The organism is Parabacteroides sp. TM07-1AC, assembly GCF_003480915.1.
GTDB classification, from domain to species: Bacteria; Bacteroidota; Bacteroidia; order Bacteroidales; family Tannerellaceae; genus Parabacteroides; species Parabacteroides chongii.
The window spans coordinates 1-3856 of sequence record NZ_QUKD01000024.1 but is presented as its reverse complement, the minus strand read 5'-3'; the positions used below and the strand labels follow the sequence as shown (position 1 = coordinate 3856).

At 50.7% G+C, this 3856-nt stretch carries 2 protein-coding genes; both read left to right on the top strand.

All coding sequences use genetic code 11. The features are described 5' to 3' along the window. Positions 1-130: 130 nt before the first annotated feature. Positions 131-1063: a hypothetical protein gene (locus tag DXD68_RS23925; RefSeq protein ID WP_122363921.1), complete on the top strand. Its 933-nt coding sequence runs from the start codon at positions 131-133 to the stop codon at positions 1061-1063. Positions 1064-1071: 8 nt separating this feature from the next. After that, positions 1072-3856: GLUG motif-containing protein (locus DXD68_RS23920; protein WP_317127533.1), on the top strand; the 2785-nt coding region annotated here is incomplete at its 3' end.

The following is a 3856-nucleotide window of genomic DNA, read 5'->3' as shown; positions in this document are numbered from 1 at the left end:
TCCGTTCAGTCCCGGGACTGAACCGTCGGCAATTGCCGACGAATATCTATATCGTACAAGTCGGTGCGACGGTGCGAAAGGTGGCGGTAAAATAGTCCGTTATGACATAAACAACTAAAAACAACATATCATGGAAGAGAAAACATTTATCAGCAACAACCCTACCGGCAGCCGGTCGGAGGCTACCGCTTTCACCATCGAAAGCAATAATGCGCAATATATCCTGCTGGGCGATACCACGCTCGAGAAAGTGGTATCGCCCAATTATACGGGCGACGGCAATTGTGTTGTATACAAACACTATGATAACGAAGCCAAGGATGAAAAAGTAGTAGTCTGGAGCCAGGCTGAATACCACTTCCTGGAAGAACCATACAACGGAAACTACACCGTCCATCCCAGCCTCTGGAACAATGGCTGCAACAACCATCTGAACGGCGTATTCCGGGTACACGACGAAATGCCCATCTTCCAGGTGCGCGGTTACGATATGGCAAACATCTCCTTTGTATATACCGGCAAGTCGTGGCTGATCTTCGACATCATGCAGCCATGCAACGATCGGTATTCGGAAACTCCCGAAAAAGAGTATGATAAGATCGGCTACGATAAGACCTTCTACAAATACCAGTATTGCGAAACCCTGTATGAATGCTATAAATACCTGGCAGGCAACTACGTGCCGGACAGCAGAACCCAATTCGTAAAGTTCTGTATCGACCTGGCGGAACCTTACGTGAACCGTTTCAGAAGAAAGCCGGGCGAAAGACCTGACGGAACCGCCCCTAAAGGCGAAGGTAAGGGTGCCGAGTATTATCCTTTCGACAAAGACGATCTGAATACCTGGAAGAAGTATTGTTTAGAGGTATTCGGAAAGGCAAATAGAGATGACAATATATGGCAAATTTACAACGAGAACATTCGATTTTGTGGAAATGGCGATACGAGTAATGAAAACCTGGGAATCGGTCAAGACGGAGAGTTCTACGGTTCTGAACTCCTGCATTTCCTCTATCTGTGCTACCGTTTCCTATACGTTATAAATAATAAACAAAACCAATAAGATAGATTATGAAACCGATAACAACTTACCGACAAACAGTCTGCCGCCTCCTGGCGGCCCTGTTCTTCCTCTGTCTCTTCGCCCCGATGGCGGCAGGGCAGGATAGTTCCGCCGAGCCTACCTACTGGAAAGACCATTTAAATGGCGTGGATAAGCTGGCAAACACGGGTGGTGGCGACGGCACTAGCTGGGAGAAAGCCATCCTGATAGCCTCCGCCGAAGAGCTTGCCTACTTCGCGCAGCAGGTGAATAGCAACGAATCTATCAGTTATGGTGACGGCAAATCGATCAATCCGACCGATAAAGATAAAGCAGGAGGCTTTATGTCCTATTACTTCGCCCTCGCTGCCGACATCGACCTGTCGGATTATGATTGGACGCCAATAGGGGAGGGTACTTGTCCTTTCAAAGGTAATTTCGACGGCCGGGGGCATTGTGTGAACGGCCTGAAGATGATGAAGGTCGAAACCGTTAGTGGGAATGCCTATGCCGGCTTGTTCGGCTATGCGTATGTCGGAATCCTCCGTAACCTGGGTGTCCGTCTGGCGGATGCGGGGATACAGGCAAATTCGACGGGTGGTACTTATGTCGGTGGAATAGCCGGGCACGCTCATAAAATCTTTAACTGCTATGTAGTGGGAGAGGGGGCTATTGAGGCAAGTATTTCAGGAGACTTTTATACTACCTATGTCGGTGGGATCGTAGGATATCTTAACTCTGATGGTTCGCTTACTAATTGTTATGCTACTGTAAATGTAAAGGTAGAATCTGAAGGTATGGTTTATGTTGGTGGTATTGTCGGGTATGGTGGTGGTTCTAATTCAACGATCTCTTGCACCTATGCCACGGGGGATGTTGAAACGGGAACAGGAGATTATAAATTTTACGCCGGCGGTATCTGCGGACTTTTGCTGACGTCGGGCACACTCACAAACAGTTTGGCCGTCAATGGACGGATAATAGGAGGCAGCTCATATAGTAACCGGATAGTTGGTAAAAAGGAGAGTGATTTAGCTCTCACCGGCAACTACGCCTCCCCCGAGATACAGGTAAACGGGAACTTGGTAAGCGGCGGTGCAGACAGTGATGTGAATGGCAATCCCGAGGTTGATCTTGGTAACTTTGGTACTGTGATTACCTGGGGCAATGGCTGGGATACAGGTGATGGCACGCACCTGCCGCAATTAAAGATACAAGAGGGGGTGGATCAAGATGGTAACCCCACTTACGCCGACTGGCCTACCGGCAACGGTTATACCCCTCAACCCTTGCTCGATGCCACCCGGTATCTGATAGCCAAAGGCTTCGATGGTGGCAACGGTTCCCTTGAAAACCCCTACCAGATAGCAAACCGTGCCCAACTGGCTTATTTGGCAAAACAGGTGAATGACGGGAAGGAGAATGACGGGAAGGTGAATGGCGGGACGGCGGATGACGGAAAGGCGAATGGCTACGAAGGCAAGTACTTCATCCTTACGGCTGATATTGATTTGTCGCCGTATTACTGGACGCCGATAGGGACGGTTAACCCTTTCAAAGGCAATTTCGACGGCAAGGGACATTGCGTGAAGGGGCTGAAAGTGTACGTGGAAGGCAGTGACAAGTATACTGCCTATGCCGGTTTGTTCGGCTATACGCCTGATGGAACCCTCTGCAACCTGGGTGTGTGGCTGGCGAAGGAGGGAGTACATATTGTCTATTCCGGGTCAGCGGATGCCAATGCCGGAGGAATAGCCGGACTGGCTAAATATATCTTCAACTGCTATGTGACGGGAGAGGGAGTGGTAGAGGCTACATCATCTTCTGGAGCTGCGTTCAAGGTCGGCGGTATAGTGGGACACGTTGCCGGTGATATCTCGGATTGCTATGCTACTGTCGATGTAAAGGTAAAGGCGGAAAAACAAAATTATCCAAACTATGCCGGCGGCATTGCGGGAAAAGGCTCTATTGATAACACTTTTTCCCGTACCTATGCCACGGGAGCTGTGGAGGCGGTAGGTAGTTATAACTACGCCGGCGGTATCTGCGGGAGCATGTCTGTTGAGAAAACTCTTTCATATAACCTGGCCTTGAATTCGGAGATAACGGGAGACCAAAAATATAGCGGTCGGATAACCGGGGAGCTAAGTCGTGATGTGTCCTCTTCTGCTAACTATGCCTCCACAAAGACGAACTGCAACTCTAAGGACAACCTATACGGTTCCGACGGTACCCCCACCTACCTGGAGACCTTTCTTGATGATCTGAAAGACAATGGCTGGGGTGAAAGCTGGGATATAAGCGACGACGGCAACCTTCCGAAGCTAAAGATGAAGATGGAGAATCAAGGCGGTATCAGCTATGACTCCTGGCCCGAAGGGCAGCAGCCGTCGCTGCTGGCGGAAGACTATCTGTCTGCCTTCCCGAAGCTCCATATCGTTTCCCCCACCGGAGGAACCCTGACGGTAAGCGACCAGGACGGAAATGACGTGCCCAACGACACCAGGATACGTCCCGGCACCTCCCTGACACTTGCGTATGCCGAAAACACCAACTACCGCTTCTCGCGATACCTTTCCGGCAGCAGTGCCGACAACCTGCAAGTCCTTTCCGGCAACACGATCGAAATGCCTGATGCCGACCTGTGGCTGAGTGCCGACTTCAATTACCAGGATCCCACGCCGCCACCCTCACCGACGCCGGTTTACTACACCGTCTCCCTCCCTTCGGTGGAGGGTGCCGCGACCGACCCCGTGGCAGGCAGCTACGAGGTGGAGTCGTGGAGCACTTTCCGCTTCTACCTCACATTGGATG

What these genes read in the sequence shown, in the direction of transcription:
- DXD68_RS23925 (WP_122363921.1), top strand. Translation starts at nt 131, where the DNA reads ATGGAAGAGAAAACATTTATCAGCAACAACCCTACCGGCAGCCGGTCG.